Below are 22,679 nucleotides of genomic sequence, written 5' to 3'. Positions count from 1 at the left end.
CGTGCCCTTGGCTTGCGCTTGTGATCAATCGGGAGTTTAACCTAAAAGGATCCGCCCGCTTCAGTGGACCAGGCGCGATCCGACGGACGTGCCGATCGACCCTCCTGTCCCCCGGGCGTCGAGGCAGCGTCTGACATGGGAGAGGAAACGGCTGGTCCAGCGGTTCCCGCCGACATCGCGCAGATGACTGTAGCAGGCCAGGAGGTTACCTTGCACGAGGCCATCATGCCGACCGTCGATGCCGGTGCCCCGGAGCATCTCATAGGCATAGGACCAGTCGGGATCCGGCTCCAGGATCGCCGAATGGTGGAATTCGTGCGCGGCGACCTCGGCCGGTCCGGTTTCCAGTCGCGGCCAGGGGAAGTCCGGCGTCTCGCGCAGACGGACATAACCCCGCCCCTGGGGACGCGCGCGCATCTCGACCTCGGCCTTGAGCGCGCCGACCATGGCGCGCCGCTCGCCGTTCCAGCTCAAGCCCGAGCAGAGATACATGAGGCCGCCGCATTCGGCATAGGCCGGACCGCCATCGCCGATGAAGTCGCCGACATGCTGACGCATCGAGCGGTTGGCCTCCAACTCGGCCATGCGGTACTCCGGAAACCCACCCCCGAGCAACAGGGCATCGACGGGCGGGAGTTCGGCATCCGCGAGCGGGCTGAAGGGCACCAGTTCCGCGCCTCCCTCGGCGAGCGCGCGCAGATCGTCCGGATAATAGAAACCGAAGGCCGCGTCGCGGGCGATTCCGATCCGCACCAACCCGCCGGCCGACGCCCGCGCGCGGGTCTCGTCCAGCGGCGCCGTCGGACGCGGAGCCCGCTCGGCGATCTCGATCAGCCGATCGAGATCGATCTGGTCGGCGATCCGGGCGCGGATGCCCTCGATCCAGGACTCGGCGTGCTCGGCCTCGTTGCTCGGCATCAGGCCCAGATGGCGCTCGGAGATGCCGATCTCGTCGTCGCGGCGCAGCAGGCCCAGCACCGGGAGATCCGTGTAGTGCTCGACGACCCGGACCAGGTTCTCGGCATGACGCCCGCCGCCGACCTTGTTCAGGATGACACCGGCCAGATCCAGTTCGGGATCGAAGGCGCGATAGCCCTGGAGCAGTGGCGCGATCCCGCGTGCGAGGCCGTGACAATTGACGACCAGGACAACCGGGGCGCCCAGCCGCTTGGCTAATTCGGCGTTACTGGTGGATCCGCGAAGGTCGGTGCTGTCGAAGAGACCGACGTTGCCCTCGATCAGGCCGATGTCGGCGGTTCCCAGCTCGCGGGCGAAGGCGGCGCGGATCTCCTCCACGCCCATGGTGTGATAATCCAGATTGAAGCAGGCCCGTCCGGCGGCCTGACTCAACCAGAGCGGATCGATGTAATCCGGCCCCTTCTTGAAGGGCTGAATGACCAGGCCCCGGTTGCGAAACTCACGACAGAGTCCGATCGATAGGGTCGTCTTCCCTGACGACTTTTGCGGAGCCGAAATATAGAGATGCGCCATCGCGCGAATCGACCCGCCCTCAGGCGGGCTTGGCGAAGGGCTGATCGTGCATGGTCTCCTCGTCCGGGGCGACCACGTCGTCCGCCAGCGATTCGGGCAGGAATTGCAGAACCCGCACGCCGACGGTGGTGATGAGCAGCGCCACGGCTACCCCGCCGAGACCCAGCAGGAGTTCGGGAATCGTCGGCCAGTAAGCCGCGGACTCACCATTCACGCCGTCGAAGAAACCGGACTCCAGGATCGTCTGACCGGGGAACATCGGCATCGGAAACGCCTGACTGCCGATGATGACGACATAGAGGGTCGCGAACCCACCGACGATGACCATGGCACAGGCGGCGACGATCCAGTGGCGCTGTTGGTTCAGGTGCGGATGGTAGAGGATCCAGAGCGGCAGCAGGCCACCGATCAGCACCCAGCCGACCCAGAACAGGAAGGTATAAATGCCGCCATTGAACAGCAGCCAGTGCTCCAGGCCGTCATGCTTGGCCATGTAGAGATTGGTCAGGTGATAGGTCAGGGTGAAATAGAGCACCACCGAGACGAAAAGCGCCAACAGGTTGCGCAACCGCCGCATCATCCGGGGGCCGATCGGGCGTCCCTCGTCCTCGAAGGAGAAGATCAACACCAGCATGAAGACCGCCAGCCCATAGGCGAACGACATGGCGACGAACATGGGTCCGAGGATGGCCGCGTCGTAGGCTTGGCGCGCGACGAGAAAACCGAAGATCGAACCCGTGCCGGTGGTCAGCGCCAGTCGCCAGACCAGGGCCACCAGCGCGATCGGCCGGTTGAAGGGCTCGCCCTGACGATCCGCCATCGACCAGAGATAGGCGATGACGATCACCATGAAGCCGGTATAGAGAAAGATGTTCCAGGCGAAGATGGAGCTGAAATTGTAGGTGGTCATGGCCACGATCAGGCGCTCCGGCCGGCCCAGGTCGGTCACCAGCACCAGCAGCCCACCCATGAGCAAGGCTACCGCGAGCAGGCCCGAGAGTCGGCTCAGCGGCTTGTAGATCGGCTTGCGGAAAACCGTCCCGATGGAGGCGATGTTGAGCGCCCCGGATGCCGAGATGATCAGAAACACGGCGAAGACGTGGGGCGCGCCCCAGACCACCGAGTTGTTCATGCCGGTGACCCAGTGGCCCTGATGCTCCATGTAGCCGAAGGCCAGCGCCCCGACCCCGATCACCGCGGCCAGGATGCCGAGGAGACTCCAGAAGCGCTGGGGCGCAATCCGCCATTCGCGATAGACGATTCGTTTCATACTCGGTTTTCCTCGCCCTGACTAGACACCGGAGTAACGCACACCCGTATTCAAGACCAGATCCTCGCGGATCTGGCGGCTCGGGATTTCGTTGAGCTTGCGGCTGATCGGGCTCGCCGGATCCTTGAGATCACCGAAGACGATCGCCTCATGTCCCTCGGCGACGCAGGCATCGACGCAGGCCGTGGATTCCTCGCCATTGTCGCGGCGATGCACGCAGAGGTTGCAGCTCTCGACACAGCCCTTGCCGCGCGGCGCCCTGGTGAGCTGCCCGCTGGTGCCCTGATGGATGAAGCTGCGCGCCTTGTAGGGACAAGCCATCATGCAGTAACGGCAGCCGATGCACAGATGGCGGTCCACCATCACGATGCCGTCCGCGCGCTTGAAGGAGGCGCCAGTGGGACAGACGTCGACGCAGGGCGGATGCTCGCAATGCTGACACATCATCGGCAGGTTGGTGACGCGGCCGGTCTGGTTGTCCTGGAGCTTGACCTTACGGATCCACACCGACTTCTGATGATCCCACCGGGCCTCGGACTCGTCCTCGGACTTGACCTGAAGATCGAGACCGTTCTCGCGACCGCAGGCCTCGACGCAGGCCGAGCAACCATCCACGCATTTGGTCGTGTCGATCAGCAGTCCCCAGCGCACATCGCTGGTGACCGGCTGGGAGCGCGGCGCGGCGGCGACGGCATGCAGGATGACGCCGGGCGCGACCATGGCGGCCGTCACACCCGCGGCGACACCGATGAAGCCACGGCGGCCCCCATCGATCGCCGATGCCTTCAACGCCCCGCTCTCGGCCTCGCTTCTCGTGTGTTTATCGTTCATCTCAGTGGCCTTCCCCATTGCGACCGCTCCGGACCAGCCCCTCGACACCCGCCTCCCGGTGTGCCCTGTCGGCATCCACGCCCGGCCGATTGGGCACGGAGGCATGACAGTCGAAACAGTTCAGATCCACGGCGGTATAGGCATGACAGGCGCCACAAAACTGATCCGGTTGGTTGATCGGCTTGGGGATCCGCTCGACGTCGTAGCTGATATGGCAATCGACGCACCCGGTCAGACTGTACTTGGTTCCTCGAATCCCCTCGTGAACCGTCGAGATGCGTTGATGCTTGATGAACTCCATATGCATGCGGCGCATCCGCTCCGTGGGCTCCACGCAGGAGTCCAGCTCGGCGGCCCGCGACCCCTCCACCACGTATCGCTTGACCTCGCCCGCCAGTGCGGTGTTGGTGGCGAACGCCACCCACACCAGACCAACGGCGACGAGGCCCGCTCTGACCAAGGCTTTAGCCATCGACGCCTCCACCTGAGTTATTCGCCCAGCCCCATCTTGATGTAGCCGGTCGGGCAGACATCGGCACAGATATGACAGCCGATGCACTTGGCATAGTCGGTGTCGACATAACGGCCGGTCGTCCGGCTGTTCTTGTCGACACGGAAGACGGCATCCTGCGGACAGAAGATGACGCAGTTGTCGCACTCGAAGCACATGCCGCAGCTCATGCAGCGCTTGGCCTCGCCGATCGCCTCTTCCTCGGTCAGGCCGATGACCCGCTCGTGGAAGTGACCCAGCACGTCCTCGGCGCTCGGCACCTCTTCCTTGCGCAGATTACGCGCCACGTAGTTGAAGTGCCCGAGGAAGAGTTCGTCCTGGGGAATGATCTCGGCGCCCGAGCGATCCTCGTAGTTGTGGATCGCGAAGTTGGCCGTCGAGGTACCACGCAGGTCGCCGCTCTTGGCCAGGCTGAAGGTCTCCGGGGCCAGGTTGGCCTCGGTCATCTTGTCGAGCAGGTTGAAGTGATGCACGTCGACCTTGGGACGGCGCTTATGCTCGGCCTGCCTCACATAGGCATCGATCGAGTCGGCGGCGATCCAGGCCTGGCCGATGGCGGTGGTCAGCAGATGCGGACGGATGATGTCGCCAGCGACGAAGTGACCCGCCTTGCCGGGGACTTGGTAGAACTTGTCCGAATCCATGAGGCCGCGGCCGTTGTCCAGTTGCTCCAGCCCCGAGAGATCGCCACCCTGCCCGATCGCCGAGACGATCAGATCGGCCGCGAGCACGCGCTCGGTGCCCTCGACCGGAGTCGGTCGACCATCGGTCATGACGCAGTCGGCGACCTTGAGCCCGGTCGCGCGACCGTTGGCGTCCTTGAGAACCTCCAGAGGCATGACGCCATCCAGGATGGTGACGCCCTCGCGGGTCGCGTCGTCCACCTCGTGCTCGGAGGCGGTCATCTTGTCGCGGGTGAACAACGAGGTCAGGGTGACCTCGGCGCCCTCGGCGGCGGCCGTCATGGCCGCGTCGTGGGCGACGTAGCCGTCGCGGATCACGGTCTCGGGCAGATCGCTCTTGCCGGTCTTGGTGGTGTGACCGAGACGGCGCGCGACCGAGACCACGTCGATCGAGGTGTCGCCACCGCCGACGCAGACCACCTTGTCGGCCGTGACCTTCATGCGGCCTTCGTTGAACGCCTTGAGGAAGGCGACGCCCGAGACGCAGTTGGGGGTGTCCTTCCAGCCAGGCACCGGCAGACCGCGTCCGCTCTGACAGCCGATCGCCCAGAGGATGGCGTCATAGTCCTGTTCGAGCTGCTCGACGGTCACGTCGGTGCCGATGCGGGTCTTGAGCTTGATCTCGATCTGGCCCAGATCCAGGATGCGCTGGATCTCGGCGTCCAGCTTGTCGCGCGGCACGCGATAGCCGGGGATGCCGAAGCGGAACATGCCGCCGAGCCCCTCGTTGGCCTCGAAGATGGTGCAGGCATGGCCCTTGCGGCGCAGTTGATAGGCCGCGGCCAGACCGGCCGGACCACCGCCGACGATGGCCACGCGCTTGCCGGTATCGGCCGGGGCGGCGTCGAAGCTGTAACCATTGGTGATCGCGGTGTCGCCGATGAACTGCTCGACCGCGTTGATGCCGACGAAGTCTTCCAGCTCGTTACGGTTACAGCCATCCTGACAGGGCGCGGGGCAGACCCGACCCATCATGGAGGGGAAAGGATTGGCCTCGGTGGAGCGACGGAAGGCGTACTCGCGCCAGTCCATGCCCACCGGCGGCTTCTCCATGCCACGCACGATCTGCAACCAGCCACGGATGTCCTCGCCGGATGGACAGCTTCCCTGGCAGGGAGGCGTCTTGTGGACGTAGGTCGGGCACTTGTGGGAGCGGTCCTGATTGAAGATCTTATCGGTCAGGTCGTCCCAAACCTGGTTACCGTCCTCGAAACGCCGCCAGGAGGGCTTGGTCTTCATCTCGTCGCTGGAAGTTGCCATTTGATCACTCTCCATACCAGTTGAACCCTGACGCGGGATCAGGGGGTTCGTATCAGGTCGCGGAGCCGGCCGTCGCCTCGCGGGGCCGGCCGGCTCTCACTGGATGGCCCCGCTCAGGCCGCCTCGTCTGTCTCTTCTTCTTCGCTGTCCAGATCATCGTCCGGCTCGTCATCGTCCTCTTCGTCATCCGGTCCGGGAGTGAGCACGATGGCGTTCGACACCAACTGGTGCAGACTGACGATCTGGTCCATTTCCATGCCGTAGTAGGGCAGGACCTTGGTGAACTGACTCTTGCAGATGGCGCAGATGGCGGCCATGTGCGTCACGCCCTTTTCCTGGATTACGTTGTTCAGGGCATCGAGCCTGGGCTTGGCGCCCTTGACGCGCAGTTCCATCAGGTCGTCGGTCAGCAGACCGCCACCGCCGCCGCAACAGAAGGTGCGATCGCGGATCGTGTCCTCGTCCATGTCGTGAAAATGGTTGCAGGTCGCGCGAATGATGGCGCGCGGAATCTCGAACTGACCGCCGGGGGTGTTGCCCATGCGCGAGGCGCGGGCGACGTTGCAACTGTCGTGATAGGTCAGAACCTTGTCGTCGTTCTCGGTCTTGTCGAAGGTCAGTTTGCCTTCCTGGATGAGATCGTAGGTGAACTCGCAGATATGCTGCGGCACCGGGTAACGCGGATCCAGGAAGTCCCAGGGGCCAGCCAGGGTGTTGAGGAAACTGTAGGCGACGCGCCAGGCGTGACCGCATTCGCCGAAGACGATGCGCTTGACCTTGAGCTGAATGGCCGCCTCGCGGATGCGCTGGGCGATCCGGTGCATGTTGGCGTAGGAGCCGATGAACATGCCGAAGTTGGCCGCCTCGGAGGCGTGCGAACTCAGGGTCCAAGAGACGCCGGCCTCGTGGAACACCTTGCCGTATCCGATCAGGCCGTCGACATGCGGCTCGGCGAAGAAGTCCGCCGAGGGCGTGACCAGCAGGATCTCGGCGCCCACTTCGTCGATCGGATAGCGGACCTTGACGCCGGTGTCGTCGTAGACGTCCTCTTCCAGACCTTCGAGTGTATCGATCAGCGCCGGACCCGGCAGACCCAGGTTGTTGCCGATCTTGTAGACCTTGCCGATGATCTCGTTGCAGTACTTCTGACCGACGCCGATTGAGTCCATGATCTCGCGCGCGGCCATGGAGATCTCGGCGGTGTCGATGCCGTAGGGACAGAACACCGAGCAGCGGCGACACTGCGAGCACTGGTGGAAGTAGCTGTACCAGTCGTCAAGAACCTCCTTGGTGAAGTCCTCGGCGCCGACCAGCTTCGGGAAGAACCGGCCCGCCAGCGTGAAGTAGCGCCGATAGACCTTGCGCATCAGATCCTGACGCGCGACCGGCATGTTCTTGGGATCCTTGGTGCCCAGGTAGTAATGGCACTTGTCGGTGCAGGAACCGCACTTGACACAAGAGTCCAGGTAAACCCGCAGCGAGCGGTAATTGCCCAGCAGTTCGCCCATCTTGTCGATGGCCTTGGCCTGCCAGTCGTCGACCAGTTCGCCGGGGAAACCCAGCGGAATCTGGAAATCTTCCTTCGACTTGAAGGGCGCGCTGTGCGCCATGGCGTTCGGCGTGACAGGCGGAACCTCGGTGTACTGAGTCAGCTCGGGGACTTCAAACGTTGCCTTGGCCATGGATCAACCTCTAATAGCGGACGACGCGGAGATTCGGCTCGCACTCATCACTGTTCGAGCTTTCTCGCCCAGGGCGCGATGTGCCTTTGCTCGCGCGGGTTGTCGACCTGATTGCGGGTCGGGCTGAAGAAGAGTCCAGGGGCATGCAGGAGCTTGCTGTAGGGGAAGATGATCATCAGCAGGGCCACCAGGAACAGATGCAGCATCAACAGCGGGTCGGCCGGCAACGGCTCGATCTCAAAGCTGTAAAGCCCGAGGAAGAAGGATTTGACCTCGACCACGTCCACATGGAAGACGAACTTCATCAGCAGCCCCGTGCACCCGATCAGGACCAGGAGCCCAAGGATGAGATGGTCCGAGGTCGATGTAATGTACTTGACGCGATCGACGAGGAAACGCCGCGCCCAGAGTCCAGCCAGGCCGACGATCATGGCCAGGCCGCCATAGATGCCGAAGGGCTGAACCAGTTGAATCGGGAACCACACGGGCTCCATGAAGTAGCGCAGATGGCGCAGGGTGACCAGGAGCAGGCCGAAGTGGAACATCCAGCCGAAGATCCAGGTCCACTTGTTGCCGCGAAACAGGCTCTCGAACAGGACGACCTCACGCATCATCCTGAAGACGACACCGCTACGGGTGGTCGGGGCCGGCGTGGTCGGGATCTTCAGCGGCGCCGGAGTCCGGGCGTACTGGACGATCTTGCGGGTCAGGCCGGCAAGGATCACGAACGCGGCGAAATAGAACAGGAAGGCGTAGAAGTTCGTCAGAAACGCCATGTTTCCGCTACCTCGGTGGGTCTTGACAGTGGTCCGGCGCGCCGGCGCGTCACCTGGACGCGCGCGACCCGCCGGAGGATCGGCTCGTTAGACGCAGCCGGTCGGTTTGGGCAGACCGGCGAAACGGCAGGCCTGCTTGGCGGGACCATAGGGGAACAGGCTGTAGAGATACTTGCTGTTGCCCTTTTCCTTGCCCAGCTTCTTGCCAACGGCCTTGGTCAGCACGCGCACGGCCGGAGCGATCTGATACTCCTCGTAGTACTCGCGCAGGAAGTTGATGATGTCCCAGTGCTCCTCGGTCAGCTCCAGGTTGTCCTGCGCGGCCATGACGCCGGCGACGCCGGGCACCCAGTCGTTCAGATTGGAGAGATAACCTTCTTCGTCCACAGCAAACTGCTTGCCATCAACCTCGATCGTGTCGGACATGTGACATTCCTCTCTTCGGTGTCTTAAAAACGAAAATTACAACCAGGCCTGGACCGTGTCGCTTTCGGCGGCCAAATCCACGAAACCCGCATAGTCCACGACACTGATTCCAGCGATCACGCGCTCGTCGGAGAAGCCCCGTGCCTTGAGATCCGGGCCGAGCACGTAAATCTTGAGTTTGTCGAGCGCACCGGCCACCTGGGCCTCCACGCTGGTGCCCGACAGGGCCGCGTAGATGCCGTCCTCGAACAACAGCAGCGCGGCGCCATCGGTGGCAAACTTCAGGCAGGATTCTAGCGAATTCCGTTCGAAGGGTGATTTATTAACGGTATGGAGGATGCTCATCGGATCGGCCCCTTAGAAGCTGAAGACCACGTCGGATTCGTTCATCAGCGCGCTGACGCGGGCCGAGTCGATCACCTCGACGATATTGTCGACCTCTTCCTCGGTCTCCATGTCCTCCCAGGCGATCGCGACCAGATCCTCCTGGGTAAGCCCGCGGGCCTCCAGCGAGGCGCGGTCCACATAGACTTTCTTGACCTCGTAGTCGCCGAGGGTACGAAAGGTCGGGGAGAAGTTCTTCATCCCGATGCCCTTGGTGTCCTGGCCCTTGGTGAGCTGATAGACACCGTCATCGAGGAACATGACGCTCACGTCCTGATCGAAGGCGGCGCCGATCAGAACCACCTCCAGCGCCTCCCAGGCGTAGATGGTTCCGTAAGGGGCCTTGCGGTTCAGATACATGAATTTCTTCACGATTTCCGACATGACTCAATCCCCTTAATCGCCGAAGACGACGAGACGGTCGGCCTGGATCGCCGCCTCGACCAATTGCCCGAGCCCCGAGATGCGGAACCTGGGATGGATGTTGGTGGCGTCCTTGCCGTTGCGGGTCGCCTCGCCCTCGTCGACGATGCCGCGGCGCTGGGCTGCGGCCACGCAGACGACCATGTCGAGATCGTATTGTTCGGCCAGTTCCGCCCAACGGTTGACGATGTGACGGTCATCCTGGGGCGGCGTCGTCAGACGTGTCGAGTTGTTGACACCATCGTGATAGAAGAAGACGCGAAAAATCTCGTGTCCCTTCTCCAGCGCGGCCTTGGTGAACTGATAGGCCGAGTCGGACGCCTGGTGCTGGTAGGGTCCCTCGTTGATCTGAAGTGCGAACTTCATGTCGACCTCGAATGGCTAGGGTGAGAATCCAACCGCCTCAGAAGCGGATATAGGAAGAGCTGTTGAAGCTCGCGCGCGCGCCACGCCAGGTATCGATGTGATACTTGGTGAAGGGCAGTTCGACCTCCTCGAAGAAGCGCGGCCAGCCGATGCGCTCGATCCACTCGTTGATGCGTTCCCAGTCCTTCGCGCCTTCCTTGTACGCCTTGAGAATTTTCTTGACGATCGCGGTCGCCTCGGGCCAGCGCGGCGGATTGTTCGGGATGCCGGCCGCGACCAGTTTCTGGAAGGTCGGCTTGCCGCGCGCGTTGGAGTGGTTGCCGCCGACCCAGATCGCCAGCTTGGAGTGCTCCGCGTCGTTGATCTGCATGGGCGGGCACGGCGGATAGCAGGCGCCGCAGCAGATGCACTTGCGCTCGTCGACTTCCAGCGAGGGCTTGCCGTTGACCATGGCCGGACGGATGGCGGCCACCGGGCAGCGGGCGACGACCGAGGGACGCTCGCAGATGTTGGCGACCAGATCGTGATTGATCCGCGGCGGCTTGGTGTGCTGGATGTTGATGGCGATATCGCCCTGCCCGCCGCAGTTGATCTGGCAGCAGGAGGTGGTGATATGCACCCGGTTGGGCATGTTGGCGTTACGGAACTCGTCGATCAGCTCGTCCATCATGGACTTGACCACGCCCGAGGCGTCGGTGCCCGGGATGTCGCAGTGCAGCCAGCCCTGGGTGTGCGAGATCATGGCCACCGAGTTCTGGGTGCCGCCGACGATGAAGCCGGCGCCTTCGAGGGCATCGATCAGCGGCTGGACCTTGGACTCGTCGCTCACCAGGTACTCGATGTTCGAGCGAATGGTGAAGTGGACGTAGCCGTCGGCGAACTGGTCGCCGATGTCGCACAGCTTGCGCAGCGAGAAAACGTCCAGGATGCGCTGAGTGCCAGCCTTGATGGTCCAGATCTTGTCGCCACTGAAGGCGACATGCAGCAGCACGCCGGGGCGCGGATGCTCGTGATACTTCCACTGCCCGAAATTCTTACGCATCACGGGATGCATGTACTGCCAGGGATCCGGGCACCCGGATTCGATCGGCTCGCGCATTTCCGCCATGGCCTAATCCTCCAGTTTATTCAGTTCAGGGAATGAGTTGTGGTCGTCCGGGAGTCGCGGCTTACTTGCCCGCTTCCGCTTGGCGCGCGAACCATTCCTCGGCCGCCTCGTCCCAGCCATCCATGCGGATGTAGGAGCTCTGGCGCGGGTGGCTCAGCATGTTCGGATCCGGATCGATACCGATGCCGTCGAGGAAATTGGCCAGGCCGATGCGCTCGATCATCTCGCCGCAACGCTCGTGCTCCAGACCGTTCTCCGCCCAGAAATCGATGATGGTGGTGGCCAGCTCGACCATGGACTCGTAGTCTTCCTCGGTCTCCAGCTTCTTGAAGGGAACCACCACGGTGCCCATCAAATCGCCGATCTTGAGGGTGCGCTTGCCGCCGATCAGGATGGTCACGCCCTTGTCGTCGCCCGGGTGCAGCGCCTTGGGCATGACGTTCAGACAGTGCATGCAGCGCACGCAATCACGATTGTTGACCGCCAGCGTATTGTCATCGTTGAGCGCCAGCGCCTGGGTCGGGCAGCGCGTGATGACGTTGTCGATGTAGTACTGACGACCCTTGTCGGCGATGTAGTTCTTGACCTCGGCCTGATCGACCTTCATGTCGTCGCGCCAGGTGCCGAGCACGGCGAAGTCGGAACGCTCGATGGCGTTCTGGCAGTCGTTCGGGCAACCGGAGACCTTGAACTTGAACTTGTAGGGCAGCGCCGGGCGATGCACGTCGTCGACGAAGTTGTTGACCAGCATCCGATGCGCCTTCAACTCGTTGGTGCAGGACATCTCGCAGCGGGCCGCGCCGACGCAGGACATGGCGGTACGCACGCAGGGACCGGCACCACCGAGATCCCAGCCATACTCATTGATATCGTCGAAGAAATTCTGGGTGTTTTGGGTATCCGTCCCGATGAACATGATGTTGCCGGTCTGGCCATGGAAGGTCACCAGACCCGAGCCGTATTTCTCCCAGCTATCGGCGAGTTGCCGCAACATGCCAGTCGTGTAGTGGTTGCCGGCCGGCGGCTGAACGCGAATGGTGTGGAATTCCTTCGACTTGGGGAACACCTTACCCACTTCGGAGAAACGGGGGATGATACCGCCGCCATAGCCGAAGACCGACACGGTGCCGCCCTTCCAGTAACCCTTGCGGGTCTCGTAGGAGTGCTCGAGCTGACCCAGGAGGTCATTGGTCATTTCGTTGATGCGCGGATCCGGATGCTGATCGCGGAGACGCTTGATACCGGAAATGAAGCTGGGCCAAGGCCCGGTCTCAAGCTGGTCGAGCATCGGGGTCGTGTGCTTATCGATAGCCATTGCGCGGACTCTCCTATCAATTAACCAGGAAAGGATGTGGTTGAAGCGCGTGCACAAGCGCGCCGTAGCCGGGAAGCCGGGGCCACGGGTCGATGCATCGCGTCACGTCACGTCTGGATTGGATGTGGTGGTACCGACTCTATGCGTCGCTATCCGCTATACCGGCAACCTCATCGGCGGATCCTAATGTACCGATGGAGTCGCGAGCCGCCCATTCCACGATTGGGGGGGCTAGTCACCAGACATCTATCCCTTTCGGGATATGGCCCTTTCGGAATCTTGTTTCGCGACGCACCTGTTTATTTATTCGTCGCGGCGCGACCGGTGTCCTCCCGATCTGTCACGCCGCGCATGCTTGCGTCGACCGAACCCGGATGCTACAAGCCCGGGGCGCGACAAGTCAACGCAGTCTAATATTAACATTTTCTTATATATCGAGACAACCGTTGCCGAATCCCTTCGATCTCGCGGACGAGACCACCTACCGCGCCTGGCGCGACTCCAGGCTCGAGCGCTATTCAGCCAGGCCGAGCGACCCGGCGGTCGGGATCTCCCGGCTGTCGGAACCGACGCCACGCGAACGCGCCGCCCTGATGGAGCGAATCAAGGCTTACAACCTGGCCATCGTCCGGGTGGAGCCGGCCCAGGTCACGCCCGAGGCCGTGCTCGCCTTCGGTCTGTCGCTCGGACTCGCGCGCGCGGACATCAACCGTTTCGCCGACGCGAGCGCGATCAGCCGGATCACGCAAGCGGATCCATCGCAAGACCGGCACGCCCCGAACGGACCGCGCGGCGACTACATCCCCTATACCAACAAACCCCTGAGCTGGCACACCGACGGCTACTACAACCCACCGGAGCGACAAATCCAAGCCTGGACGCTCTTCTGCGTCCGCCCGGCGGTCAGCGGCGGCATCAATAGCCTGCTGGATCACGAGATCCTCTACATCCGTCTGCGCGATACCTCGCCGGACCTGATCGCGGCGCTCGCGCATCCCGAGGCCCTGAGCATACCGGCCCATATCGAAAACGGCGTGGTCGTCCGAGCCACGAGCACCGGACCGGTCTTTTCGATACGCCAGGGGCGGTTGCACATGCGCTACACGGCGCGGACCAGGAACGCGCGCTGGCGCGACACCCCCGAGACGGACGCCGCCCGTCGGGCGTTGGATCGGTTGTTTTCAACGCCCGACGTCTTCACATTCAGTCACGGACTGGAATCCGGCGAAGGCCTCGTTTCCAACAACGTGCCCCACAATCGTTCCGGATTCATCGACAGCGAGGACGACCGTCTCGAACGCCTGCTGATCCGAGTGCGTTACCACGATTGGATCAGGGACGACGAGCCCCGATGAACGAACCGGGAAACGCGCCCACCAGTGAAAAGCCGCCAGATCTCCTCGAACGCTCACGTCATCTGGCCAGCCATCACCCCGACATCAAGACAAAGAAAGCGGTTAGGACAACACATGCTCAAGCTCAGCGAAATCCTGGTCGCCAATCAAGGCGTCGAGTCGTTCGATGAACTCATCCCACTGGTTCAAGACGTAGCCCGATCCGGAGAGCGTTTTTTCCGCATGGACGTCAAGCCACCCTACCCGGACACCCCGGAAAACTGGGAGGATCGACTCGAGGCGGCCTTCAGTGGGCTCATTCGCTAATCCAGGCCGTAGGCATGATTTCATGAATCAATTCAACCTGCTCGCCACGCCGCTTCCGGATTCCGCCGCCGATTCCGTTTTCAATCACGGCATCGAAATGGCCGCGCTGGAATCTCATCTCCAGGTGCTGACCGAGCATCTGAACGAGATCCAGCGCACCGGCGGTTCCGACAACAGGCTGGCGGACCTGCGCTTGCAGGTCGCCCGCACCCTGGTCAACCTGGACCGGGGGGAAGAGGCCTGGCCACTCGCCCGCGCCGCCTTCGACCATTTCATCGACTGGGATCTCTACGAACTGGCCGCGGATGCCTGCGATGTGCTCTTCCAGGCCGACCAGACGGGATCGATCGCCGCGCTCGGGCAGGGAATCTGGCTCGCGGTGACCTGCCCGATCGACCCCGAATTAACGATCGAACTCCTCAACCACGTCATCGAGGACACCCCCGACGACTCCGACGGCGCCGCCGTCGCTGCCACCACCGCGCTTTTCCTGGCCGACGTGCGCGCGCACGGACGACACCGGGAAGACCTCATGTTCTTCGCGACCCAACTGCTGGGCGCGGTCGCGCGTCGTCACGGCGACGTGGAAACGCCGGAGCAACTCGATCAATGGATGGATCGACTGGAACTGAAGGAACCCGAGAAATTCCTGGTACGCCTGCGCAATGTCGTCGACGTCCTGGTACAGGACGATTGGTGGTTCGACCGCGAAGCCCTTCAAGAGCGCCTGCCCTTCGGCTGAGAGTCGGAATAACCGGAGACGGCGGCCAAGCGCCCCGCACGGACCGAGACTGTCTTATGTACTGGAACGAAGATGAATCGCCCGACGTCACGCCGATCCCGGAATCCGTCGTCGACGTCCTGTTCGCGATCGAATGCAGGCGGATCCCCGTCGAGCACGCCTACCCGCTCGCCGCCGCCTTGCAAGCGGCCGTGCCCTGGCTGGCCGACGAACCCCGAGTGGGCGTTCACAGCATCCATGTCGCCGGCTCGCAGAACGGCTGGGAACGTCCCGAGCCGGCGCCCGATGCCGTGCTCATGGTCTCGCGCCGCACCAAGCTGACCATTCGCGCCCCCCGAGGCCAGGCCGACAGGCTGCTGGTGACACTCCCCGGTCTGCGCCTTGAGATCGGCGGCGAATCCCTGACCATTGGGGTCGGCAAGATTCGTCCCTTGAGCCAGGAAACGACGCTCTTCGCCCGCTATGTCGCCGCCGGAGCCGAAGGCGCCCCTCCCATGGACGAAACGGACTTCCTCGACATCGCCGTTCGCGCCCTGAGCGAACTGGACATCCAGGTGCGCAAGGCGCTCTGTGGCAAGACCACACCCCTGTTCACCCCGACCGGCATCCTCCACACCCGGAGCCTGATGCTGGCCGGCCTGACCCAGCAGGAGTCCATTCGGCTCCAGCAACAGGGGCTCGGCCCACACCGCCTGATGGGCTGCGGAATCTTCATCCCGCATAAGGGTATCGATGCGGTCAAGGCCGGCTCCTGACTCGCCGCCACCAGCATTGACCCGGCTCCCACCAGGATCCTTCCAGTCAATCGCCCGAATGCCCGGCACCTGGCGCGGTGGCCAAAACCCTCGCGAGCACCGCCTGAAAAACAAAAAGGCCGGCGAAAGCCGGCCTTTAGATGTGGGAATCACGAATCATGTATTGCACAGTATCTATCGAATAGACTACCCAAGCGATTGAATTAAAAGCGCATTATTGCAAGACTGTCGCCAATGTACCCGTAAAAGTACCCACACAATAGGTCCGGTACCCTTCCCTTCTCGCCAAGTCTCACGGCGCCTCATAAAGAAAACCCGGCACTCGGCCGGGTCGGTGTCCAGCCAGGGTCGGCCGGTGCATTTCAAAAGCGGCGATCTAGGGATTTATCAGCCCGGACAGTCGATCCGTTACTCCGAGCCCATGCCGAGAGGGTCGCTTAGCCAGTCGATCTGATCGGGCAGGACGACAGGCATGATGGGCAAGGAGACGTCCACGGCGGATAGGTCGACGTCCAGGTCCGGCAGTGGGACAGGCTCGATGGGGCGGATGTGGTGAGCCAGGCCGACTCGCAGGCACTCGTTCACGATGGCATTCATCGTCCGTCCGCTGCGCTTTTGCTCGGCTGCGATCAGCAATTGCGTCTCGGTCGAGGCGGTGAAATTCATCGGCCTCGGTCCCGCCGAGAGCATCCGCAAGACGCGGCCCTCCGCCATCCCCTTCTCGATCGCGCCTCTGATTGCATCGTTGCAATTCATGGTGGTGCCCTCTGAAACACTGAGAAATCCCGAGATTGCCGCCTCAAAAGCAACGCAAAACGCAACACCGAACGCAACGGTTTTGCCCTGCCAATCAGGCGGCGTTGTGTCGCCATTCCTGAACCTCGCTCTCGCTGGCCTGTTTCGCCCGTATGCGCCGCTGGCGTTCGGTGCGGATGATTTTGTAAATCTGGTTCTCGCTCAAGGCGTGCCGCGCGATCAGCTTGCGCAAGGTGTCGGGGTGGTCGTGTTCCGGTGCGGAAATCCAGGCGCGGTAGATTTCCCGGTTGCGTCGCTCCAGTTCGCCCGGTGCGCTCTTGGGGATGTACAGGCAGGTTCCGCCGAACGCGCCGATGAAGGCATACGCCGCGCCGTCGGCGACGTTTTCGGCCACGTCTGGCTCCAGTCGCCCGCCCAAAGCCTGCTCGACGCACAGGCGCAACATTGCGCAGAAATCGGAGATCCCGTCTTTCGGTGCTGGCATGGCTCGGCCCTCGGTGATGGTGGCGCGATTCTTGGCGACCGAGAGGAATCGGCCGGGAGCCGTCGCGCGGTGCTCCGGTGCGGGCACGGGATCTCACGTCGTGCCCACGCCTTGAACTCAGAACAGATCGGGATGGGCGGATCGAAGCCGCTCCAGCTCGGACGCGGCGGCCTGGGTGATGGTGAGCGGCTCGAAGCTCGGGCGTGCCGGTGGAGCGCCTCCAAGGCTTCGGAAAACCTGATCGAGACCAGCCAGGGCGTTGCGGGCCTGGATCTCTTGCGCGGCGATCGACTGCCAAGCCTGACTCGCGCTGGCCAGCTCGGACGCGACAATCGACTCCGCACATAGCCGGCTCAGCGGGTGCAAGTCGTCAACCGCCTGTTGCGCGGCCACCAGTCGAGCGGCGAGCACCGCCGACACGGCATTGGCCTCCTCCCGCCGTTCAGATAGGGCGTCGGCTTCGCGCAGCTTCGGTGCGGATGCCTCGTCGAACCGCGCCAGATCGTCCGTGGTGCCTTCGCCGAGTGCGATCCGTGCGAGGAGGTCAGCGCGCCGGGCGGCGAGATCAAGCCGGGCGTCGGGGCCGTTCCCGAGGCTGTCGACGAGCTCAGCCTGGGTGCTTACGACGGCTTCCAGCTTCGCGACCGCCTGGCGGGCGGCGTCCAGGGCCTTCAGGTGCCCCCTGATGTCCTTGTCCGTGAGCGCGATCGGCAGGTGAACCTCGTGCTCGATCTCAGCCAGGCGGGCGCGGATCGCTTCGCCCCTGGTCCGCAAGGTGTGCAATGCCTCATCGCTGCTGTCGGCCTCGACCTGCCTGACTTGCTGTTCGGCGTCCTCGCGATCGCCGCGAGTCCGAGCCGTGCAGTTTTGAAGCTGGGTAGCGGCTTCGCGCTGGCGGGTACCGGCCTCGATCAGGCGCGGGCCGAGTGCGGTTTGCTCCGCGCGCAGCTCGCGGGCTTCCCCGATCAGCGCGAGACGGCTTCGATAGAGCTTGTCGGCACTCATGCCGCACCTCCAATGACGCGGACATCGCCGCGCGCGGCGGCCTTCTGGTACGCCCGGAAGGAGGTTTCGCCATCTGTGTCGGGCGGGAACTCGGCGCGCAGTCGGTTGACGACGGTGGTCGCATGCTGCGAGAGGTAGGCGCGGGCTCGCTCGGGCTTGATCTCCCGGAGCCAAGCGGCGGTTTGTGGTCCGGCAAGACGGCCCTCGGCGAGAGCGGCATCGATCAGTTGGGCGGTGCGTTCGTCGGTCACGGGGTGCGTGGCCTGTGGCTGGTTGAAGTGAGGCGACTTTCGCGCTAATCCCGGTTAGCGTCCGCCAATCTGAATTAAAGCCGTTGGCGCGGTCCAGTATTACGAAAGTGGCGCGCGATAACCGGGCCAATTGCGCAGAACATAGTTTATGTCAATTCGAGGCATGGGCTAAGCGATTGAATTCAAGTTGTATAGCGTGGCGCAATGATCGTCCGATTTTTCCATAATCGGACGAACTCAGCTAACCGACTGATTTTATTCAATAGCCGCGTAATACTGGCGGATTATGCTCTGTCCCTATCGGTGGCGATGGCGACTATTGGAAACTCAGTGCAGGCGGACTTTGGGTGTCAGTCCGCGCGACATCGGCGCCCCCTGTGCTCAGTTGGCGCGACGCGAGCGCGTTGGATCGGGCCGACGACAGACCCGAGCCTGGCCATGACCGCTGGCAGGTCCAGCGGCGAACGCATCTCGATACAAGAGAGCCCCGCGTCTCCCGGCTGGGTGTGGACGATGTAGATCCGTCGGCCGACCGCGATAGTGGTCACGCACGGCTGGGCGCGCGCCTCCCTCAGCGCCTGCTCTACCCCATCCTCGCGCGCCAGGCGCCGGATCTTGGCGTCGCTGTCGTAGAGCTTCATGCCGCCACCCCCACGGACTCGTCCTCAAGGGGCCTAGGGAAGACTTCGAGCACGACGGGGTAACCCTGGCAGGCTTCGGCTGCCGTGATCGGCTCGCCGGTGATGACGTCAATCTCCTGGTCCGTGGTGATGATCCGCCAGATCCGCGATCGGACCTCGGAGTCCCCGATATTTTGAAAACGCCCAGATGGGCAGGTGTCTAAAGTGTCTAAACCCCCCGTTTGGATAGTTTCGACACTTTCTACACTAGGTGATGTTGGCGTTTCCGAAAAATCGGCAGGGGTTTCGACACTTTCGACCCCCCCCCGTCCTGGCGTTTTCAGATTCTTGAGACGGTCGAGATAGCTCATGCGGCCACCTCACCAAGCAGATCAGGATGGGCCCGGTAGAGGGTGGTCGGTCGCCCTGGTCCCGTCGTCTGTTCGCTTCGGATATGCCCGAAGTCCTCAAGTATCGAAAGTGCCGATACGGTCCCTTCGCGGTCGAGCAATCGCCAGTGCCGCTTGTAGACGTCCTTGGCCGTGAAGGGGTTCGTGAGCGACGAGAGGCGACCGCTAAGCTCGATCGCGGCTTTCATATCCACCTCGATCGCCGGCTGATAGATGCGGCGGGCATGGGTTTCCAGGTACTCGCACCAGGCGAGCGCCCTCAAGAGCGACTGAAGATCCACGGGGCCGCAGGCCTGGTTGTCAGCCAGGCGAAACAGCAGCGCCAGCGACGGGGCAAGAGAGCGGTATTTGGCCAAATGCGATTCCATCGCGGGATGCATTTCGCCACTCAGCAGGCGATGTTCGAGCGTCGCGCGCCATTCGTCGAACGCGGCCTGTGCCTCCTCACTGAACCGCAACCAATGGGTGGAGTCGCCATCGTCACGGCGAGCCCCTAGAGCTTCCACGTCGATAGTGTCGAGGCGATTGAACACCTCCCTGGCGATCCGCCGAGCTTCCTTGTCTGGCCAGCGGTCCACGTTCTTCCATTGCCTCGGGGCGTTGGGCCAGACCGCGAGCTGAAATCGCTGCAACAAGCCATCGTCGCCAGCGCCTCCACGCACCGCCCCTACCAGGTAGTCACCCAGCGGTCCCGGCTGAATGCCGCCGATGATGGACACGCAGGCGGCCTCGATCTCGACGGTGCCGCGCCCGATCCGGTCGAAGGCGAAACCGCCGTTGCCGTTCCAGGCTTCCAGGTAGAAAGCGCGCGAGCCCTCCCGGCCCTCCTGCTCCAGCGACTTGAGGAACCCGATCAGCTTATCCCGATAGACGAGGATGCCGTTGGGGTTGTCCTTCAGTAGCTCGCCGAGCTACTCGACCGTCGCGTCATGAGTCCGGTATCTCCTTCGCACGGGCGTTTCAGGCTCCCGGCCAGCGTCGAGCGCGTACTGATGCGCTTTGTCCTTATCCTTCGCCTTGAGCGCCTTCGCGATCTCCGTCTTGGACTCCCTTACTTCGGCTTCGGCCACCAGTAGATCGGCCTTGTAGTGCCGCTCTTCATCCTCGAATTGCTTGCGCGCGGCCGCTTCGAGCCCGTCGATTCCTTTCAGCGTCTCCTGTAGCGCCGGGGTCTTCAGCAGCGATGGACGGCCGATGATGGACCCCCACAAGTTGGGGACCACGGTCCAATCGTCCTTGCACTTGGGTCTGACGCCGATCTGCCGGCCGACCACAGCCGAGAGGCACACGACGGCGGAGACGGCGGGGTAGTCCGGGGGGCATTGCATCCGCTCGGATATATCGCGAATCCAGGCTCGAAAGGCGTCCGGCAGCAGGTCGTAATCAAAGGGGGCAACCGGAGAAAGCGCGGTTGGAAGCGGTTCCAGCTTCGGCCACTCGCCCCCACAATCTTGCTTGGTGCCCATGTCCACATCGGCGTAGTCGTCCGCCCCTGGGGGCGGTGGCGGCTCTTCCGCGCGGTGCTTACGCTTCGCCGGGTTCGTCCATCCGTGCCGGGTGGCTTCGGCGAAGACGGCGCGATGATCGGTGGACTCAGGGCGGAAGGATTCCCAAGCCCGCGCGGCGTCGCTCGGATCGAACTTCTCGCTCGACTGGCTCCATTCCATCCAGAGCGCCCGTCCCTGATCGCCCATCGTTTTGAGCGACAACCCCATCCGAACCCAAAGATCCCTGTCGTCTGAACGCATGGACGCCAGCGCCGAACGCAGATCGCGGATCACCGCGTCCTGGGTGTCCACGCACGGCCGCTCGGACGCCTCGGTCTTGGGCCTTGGCGGCGAGTGCATCGGCGCGAGTGTGCCGGTGACGAACTCGGCGATATCTTCCAGGTCGCCGTGCCCCTCCGAGCCGGTGACGGTGAAGTAGCGGCCTCCGGCATAGGCTTCGATCCCGGTGGAATTGCTTCCCAGCGACTTGAACGCCCTGCCGCAGCCGATGGCATGGAAGCCCTTCCCGCTGGGCGACCGCTCGACGTATCCAGGCAGGCGGGCGGCCAGGGCGGCGAGATTCGGCCTCTGATCGGTCCCGTCAAGATCGATCCCCTGCCAGTGGTTCCCGTCCCCATCGGGTCCGAGAGCGAACCCGAGCCCGGTATAAGACCCATCGGCGAGTACGGCTTGAGCCGTGTCGAGATCCGTCAGCCGACCACGATCTTGTTCAGTGTCGAGAGCGCCTTGGCGCGGCGATCCGTCGCAGTAGAACGGAACCTTGCGCGGCTTCTTCGACGGGTCTTTATGCGGGATGGCCTTCCACAACAGCCAGCGGCGAGCCTGCCGCATGGCTCCCGGCAGGTGGCGTGTGATATCGGAATCGGTGGCGCGCTCGGCCTTGGCGACCCATTCAAGCAGCTCGTCCGAGATCGGGCCGGGCTCCGGATCTTCGCCCTGGGGATCGCGCTCGAAGGGTGCGACGATCGGGCCGGGGGCTTAGGCCTCGATCGCGGCTCGGATGGCTGCCCCGAGCAAGAAGCTCGCTTGCTCGACAGCCTCGGCGATCGGCACGCCAGACCGGACAGACAGCAAATCGTTGTTGGCCGTGGTCGGGAGGAAGGAAATCTTGCGGGTGGTTTGGTTGCTCATCCCGCCGCCTCCATCAGACTCTCCAGCCGATCGGTCAGATGATCGGAGCTGGCGCGGATCAGACGGATCAAGGCGTCGGTGGTGCCTGGGTTGGCATGCCCTTCGATCTCGCCCTCGATATCCATGGCGAAGTCGGCGGCCAGTTTGGCGCCGGTGCCGATGGCGGCGGACAAGGCCCAAAGTTCGGCGATGTTTTCGCGGACGAATTCGCCGATGTGGCGGTCAACGTCCTGGGTGGTGCGGGTGTGTTGGTCGGTCATGGGTTGATACCTCGGTCGTAATGACGGGTACCAACTGAAGATGGCAGGCAGATTGACGGCAGGCGCGCGCGTCCCTGGTGCGGATAGGGGACGAACGGATATACTGAGCCCTGCCGGTGCAAGCCGATTCCAGTCGGTAATTGCTTTGCCGTTAGGTGTTGATCGCACCTGACGGACGGCACCACTCTAAGTCAGAACTCTGCTTCTTCGCAACGCCTTGGTGGCCGCCCCCGCCAGGGCGTTTTTCATTTCCGGACCATCGCCGGGCCTGCTTCGCGCGCCGATTGGCGCGGACCTGTTTCGATCTGGTGGACATCGTGACGGCTCCCTCAAGCGGCGTTCTGGCGTGAGTTGAGCCAGGCATTCAGGTCTGACTCCCTCCAGCCCACCGCGCGCTCGGAGAGCTTGACGGACTTCGGGAACGCGCCTTTCTGCATCAGGCGGTAGAGAGAGCCTCGAGAAAGCCCTGTCATTTCGACGGCTTCGGGTAGGCGGACGATGCGGAAGGGAACGGCAGGAGCGGCTTTAGCGGCCATGTGTTGCCTCGTCATGTTGCTGAACATGGCGAGA

Annotated in this window: 26 protein-coding genes and 1 pseudogene; 4 read left to right on the top strand and 23 right to left on the bottom strand. The window is 63.1% G+C overall.

The annotated features are described in order from the left end of the window. Positions 1-60: 60 nt before the first annotated feature. The 13 genes from CKO27_RS04265 to dsrA form a co-directional block, all read right to left on the bottom strand. Positions 61-1,491 carry a cobyrinic acid a,c-diamide synthase CobB gene (locus CKO27_RS04265; protein ID WP_200373641.1) on the bottom strand — a complete coding sequence of 477 codons (1,431 nt, stop codon included), beginning with the start codon at positions 1,489-1,491 and terminating at the stop codon, positions 61-63. Between the two features lie 19 nt (positions 1,492-1,510). Continuing rightward, on the bottom strand, positions 1,511-2,761 hold the full coding sequence (gene nrfD / locus CKO27_RS04260; RefSeq protein ID WP_200373640.1) for an NrfD/PsrC family molybdoenzyme membrane anchor subunit: 1,251 nt from the start codon (positions 2,759-2,761) through the stop codon (positions 1,511-1,513). 21 nt (positions 2,762-2,782) lie between these two features. Beyond that, complete coding sequence (gene dsrO / locus CKO27_RS04255) at positions 2,783-3,592, bottom strand: sulfate reduction electron transfer complex DsrMKJOP subunit DsrO (RefSeq protein ID WP_200373639.1); 810 nt, start codon at positions 3,590-3,592, stop codon at positions 2,783-2,785. A 1-nt stretch (position 3,593) separates the two neighbouring features. After that, positions 3,594-4,064 (bottom strand): sulfur reduction protein DsrJ, encoded by a 471-nt coding sequence (locus tag CKO27_RS04250; protein ID WP_200373638.1) that lies wholly within the window; start codon positions 4,062-4,064, stop codon positions 3,594-3,596. 17 nt (positions 4,065-4,081) lie between these two features. After that, on the bottom strand, positions 4,082-6,046 hold the full coding sequence (locus tag CKO27_RS04245) for an NAD(P)-binding protein (RefSeq protein ID WP_200373637.1): 1,965 nt from the start codon (positions 6,044-6,046) through the stop codon (positions 4,082-4,084). Positions 6,047-6,159: 113 nt separating this feature from the next. Further along, positions 6,160-7,728 (bottom strand): sulfate reduction electron transfer complex DsrMKJOP subunit DsrK, encoded by a 1,569-nt coding sequence (gene dsrK / locus CKO27_RS04240; RefSeq protein WP_200373636.1) that lies wholly within the window; start codon positions 7,726-7,728, stop codon positions 6,160-6,162. A 47-nt stretch (positions 7,729-7,775) separates the two neighbouring features. After that, on the bottom strand, positions 7,776-8,504 hold the full coding sequence (locus CKO27_RS04235; protein ID WP_200373635.1) for a respiratory nitrate reductase subunit gamma: 729 nt from the start codon (positions 8,502-8,504) through the stop codon (positions 7,776-7,778). Between the two features lie 87 nt (positions 8,505-8,591). Further along, positions 8,592-8,930 (bottom strand): TusE/DsrC/DsvC family sulfur relay protein, encoded by a 339-nt coding sequence (locus CKO27_RS04230; RefSeq protein WP_200373634.1) that lies wholly within the window; start codon positions 8,928-8,930, stop codon positions 8,592-8,594. Positions 8,931-8,966: 36 nt separating this feature from the next. Then, a complete protein-coding gene (gene tusB, locus CKO27_RS04225; RefSeq protein ID WP_200373633.1) occupies positions 8,967-9,275 on the bottom strand; it encodes a sulfurtransferase complex subunit TusB in 309 nt (102 codons plus the stop codon). A gap of 12 nt (positions 9,276-9,287) precedes the next feature. After that, complete coding sequence (gene tusC / locus CKO27_RS04220) at positions 9,288-9,698, bottom strand: sulfurtransferase complex subunit TusC (protein WP_200373632.1); 411 nt, start codon at positions 9,696-9,698, stop codon at positions 9,288-9,290. Positions 9,699-9,710: 12 nt separating this feature from the next. Beyond that, entirely contained in the window at positions 9,711-10,103 is a 393-nt protein-coding gene (tusD, locus tag CKO27_RS04215; RefSeq protein WP_200373631.1) for a sulfurtransferase complex subunit TusD, read from the bottom strand. A 37-nt stretch (positions 10,104-10,140) separates the two neighbouring features. After that, a complete protein-coding gene (dsrB, locus tag CKO27_RS04210; RefSeq protein ID WP_200373630.1) occupies positions 10,141-11,211 on the bottom strand; it encodes a dissimilatory-type sulfite reductase subunit beta in 1,071 nt (356 codons plus the stop codon). A gap of 61 nt (positions 11,212-11,272) precedes the next feature. Continuing rightward, positions 11,273-12,526, bottom strand: coding sequence for a dissimilatory-type sulfite reductase subunit alpha (gene dsrA / locus CKO27_RS04205; protein ID WP_200373629.1), 1,254 nt, complete (start codon positions 12,524-12,526; stop codon positions 11,273-11,275). 446 nt (positions 12,527-12,972) lie between these two features. On the opposite strand from dsrA, the gene CKO27_RS04200 reads away from it, so the two are divergent. From CKO27_RS04200 to cas6, 4 genes are all read left to right on the top strand, one after another. Further along, positions 12,973-13,881, top strand: a complete 909-nt coding sequence (locus tag CKO27_RS04200; protein WP_200373628.1) for a TauD/TfdA family dioxygenase — start codon at positions 12,973-12,975, stop codon at positions 13,879-13,881. Positions 13,882-13,995: 114 nt separating this feature from the next. Then, positions 13,996-14,187, top strand: a complete 192-nt coding sequence (locus CKO27_RS04195) for a sulfur relay protein DsrC (protein WP_200373627.1) — start codon at positions 13,996-13,998, stop codon at positions 14,185-14,187. Positions 14,188-14,209: 22 nt separating this feature from the next. Then, the gene (locus tag CKO27_RS04190; RefSeq protein ID WP_200373626.1) at positions 14,210-14,929 is read left to right on the top strand and encodes a hypothetical protein; all 720 of its coding nucleotides are present in this window, start codon (positions 14,210-14,212) and stop codon (positions 14,927-14,929) included. Between the two features lie 56 nt (positions 14,930-14,985). Continuing rightward, positions 14,986-15,684, top strand: a complete 699-nt coding sequence (cas6, locus tag CKO27_RS04185; protein ID WP_200373625.1) for a type I-MYXAN CRISPR-associated protein Cas6/Cmx6 — start codon at positions 14,986-14,988, stop codon at positions 15,682-15,684. Positions 15,685-16,092: 408 nt separating this feature from the next. Here cas6 and CKO27_RS04180 read toward each other — a convergent pair whose 3' ends face one another. The 10 genes and pseudogenes from CKO27_RS04180 to CKO27_RS04130 all read right to left on the bottom strand — a co-directional run bounded on the left by CKO27_RS04180 (position 16,093) and on the right by CKO27_RS04130 (position 22,645). Beyond that, positions 16,093-16,398, bottom strand: a complete 306-nt coding sequence (locus CKO27_RS04180) for a hypothetical protein (protein WP_200373624.1) — start codon at positions 16,396-16,398, stop codon at positions 16,093-16,095. Positions 16,399-16,534: 136 nt separating this feature from the next. Then, complete coding sequence (locus tag CKO27_RS04175; RefSeq protein ID WP_200373623.1) at positions 16,535-17,011, bottom strand: Mor transcription activator family protein; 477 nt, start codon at positions 17,009-17,011, stop codon at positions 16,535-16,537. A gap of 30 nt (positions 17,012-17,041) precedes the next feature. After that, positions 17,042-17,929: a hypothetical protein gene (locus CKO27_RS04170; protein ID WP_200373622.1), complete on the bottom strand. Its 888-nt coding sequence runs from the start codon at positions 17,927-17,929 to the stop codon at positions 17,042-17,044. Then, positions 17,926-18,180: a hypothetical protein gene (locus CKO27_RS04165; RefSeq protein ID WP_200373621.1), complete on the bottom strand. Its 255-nt coding sequence runs from the start codon at positions 18,178-18,180 to the stop codon at positions 17,926-17,928. The genes CKO27_RS04170 and CKO27_RS04165 overlap by 4 nt, the downstream gene beginning before the upstream one ends. Positions 18,181-18,530: 350 nt before the next feature. Continuing rightward, positions 18,531-18,821: a hypothetical protein gene (locus CKO27_RS04160; RefSeq protein WP_200373620.1), complete on the bottom strand. Its 291-nt coding sequence runs from the start codon at positions 18,819-18,821 to the stop codon at positions 18,531-18,533. Then, positions 18,818-19,171, bottom strand: a complete 354-nt coding sequence (locus tag CKO27_RS04155) for a hypothetical protein (protein WP_200373619.1) — start codon at positions 19,169-19,171, stop codon at positions 18,818-18,820. Before CKO27_RS04155 ends, CKO27_RS04160 begins: the two co-directional genes overlap by 4 nt. Continuing rightward, a pseudogene (locus CKO27_RS04150) lies at positions 19,168-21,057 on the bottom strand (DUF3987 domain-containing protein). The gene CKO27_RS04155 and the pseudogene CKO27_RS04150 overlap by 4 nt, the downstream one beginning before the upstream one ends. A 639-nt stretch (positions 21,058-21,696) precedes the next feature. Then, a complete protein-coding gene (locus CKO27_RS04140; protein WP_200373618.1) occupies positions 21,697-21,849 on the bottom strand; it encodes a DUF3077 domain-containing protein in 153 nt (50 codons plus the stop codon). Continuing rightward, a complete protein-coding gene (locus CKO27_RS04135; protein WP_200373617.1) occupies positions 21,846-22,109 on the bottom strand; it encodes a hypothetical protein in 264 nt (87 codons plus the stop codon). Before CKO27_RS04135 ends, CKO27_RS04140 begins: the two co-directional genes overlap by 4 nt. A gap of 329 nt (positions 22,110-22,438) precedes the next feature. Continuing rightward, a complete protein-coding gene (locus tag CKO27_RS04130) occupies positions 22,439-22,645 on the bottom strand; it encodes a helix-turn-helix transcriptional regulator (RefSeq protein ID WP_200373616.1) in 207 nt (68 codons plus the stop codon). Positions 22,646-22,679: the final 34 nt, after the last annotated feature.

The sequence above is a fragment of the Thiocystis violacea genome, from assembly GCF_016583575.1.
Lineage (GTDB): Bacteria > Pseudomonadota > Gammaproteobacteria > Chromatiales > Chromatiaceae > Thiocystis > Thiocystis violacea.
This window is presented reverse-complemented; position numbering and strand designations above follow the sequence as displayed.